The following is a 1,030-nucleotide window of genomic DNA, read 5'->3' as shown; positions in this document are numbered from 1 at the left end:
GCTGGAATAACGGGCGTAGATTGCGGCGTGCTTCGGTGGGGGTGTGCGCTTCATGGCGAACGGTTATGCCCGTTGCCGGGCCTGTATACAACGAAAGAGGGCGTGGCCGGGTGCCTTTCCGGCGTTTGTCGATCTTTGTCGAAGTTTGTCGATCTTTGTCGGTGATTGTCGGTTTTTCACCTGTCGTGAAGTGGCAGGATAGGCGCGGTGATATCACCGCGCACCGCCCTGACGGTCGGAATGGCTTATGGCAGTTGCCGACGATGGAATTCTCGCGGCCATAGGTGCCCTGCAACTGCACCAGGTCCTGGACGATCAGGAAGGCCTTGATGCCATAGCCGGCCATGAAGGCCAGGGCGCGTTCGAAGATTTCCAGTTTTCCGACGCTGGTGAACTCGTCGAGCATCAGCAGCAGGCGGTGGCGGTTGGTGGCCTTGCCGTCGGCGCCGACATTTTGCATCAGCCGGCGCATGAACAGGTTCAGGATCACCCGCAGCAGGGGCCGCAGGCGGTCAATGTCGGACGGCGGCACGATCAGATAGAGCGAGGCCGGCTTGTCGCCGTTCATCAGATCGTCGAGGCGGAAATCCGAGGTGGCGATGTTGCGGGCGATGATCGGGTCGCGATAGAGCGACAGATCGACCTTGGACGAGGATTGCACGCCCGAGCGTTCCTGCGCGGCGCGATCCTGCATTTCCTGTGCGGCCGAGTTGACCAGGCGGTTGGCCGCCTCGGTGCCGTCGGCGAAGGCGACCATGCTGGACAGCAACTCGTCGAGACCTTCGCCCGGGGCGGTCAGCACCGCATCGACATCGGGCAGGCCGGCGATGCGGCCCTGATCGCGGCGCACGGTATAAAGAGTGTAGAGGATGGCGGCCGTCAGCCAGGCGAAGCCCGACTTGGCCCAGAAATCCGCCAGCCCCTTGCCGTCGGGATCGATGATCATGGCGGCAATGTTCTGGGCATCGGCCACTTCGTGCCCGGTGCCGATGCGGACTTCGGCCAGCGGATTGAAGCGGATCGATCCTTC

General features: G+C 62.8%; 1 protein-coding gene. It reads right to left on the bottom strand.

The genetic code is table 11. The annotated features are described in order from the left end of the window. Nucleotides 1–1,030: type IV secretory system conjugative DNA transfer family protein (locus tag A6A05_RS03935; RefSeq protein WP_245644183.1), on the bottom strand; the 1,030-nt coding region annotated here is incomplete at both ends.

The organism is Magnetospirillum moscoviense (assembly GCF_001650635.1).
Classification (GTDB): Bacteria; Pseudomonadota; Alphaproteobacteria; order Rhodospirillales; family Magnetospirillaceae; genus Magnetospirillum; species Magnetospirillum moscoviense.
Note: the sequence above shows the minus strand (reverse complement) of the source record. Positions and strands in the feature narration are given on the sequence as shown.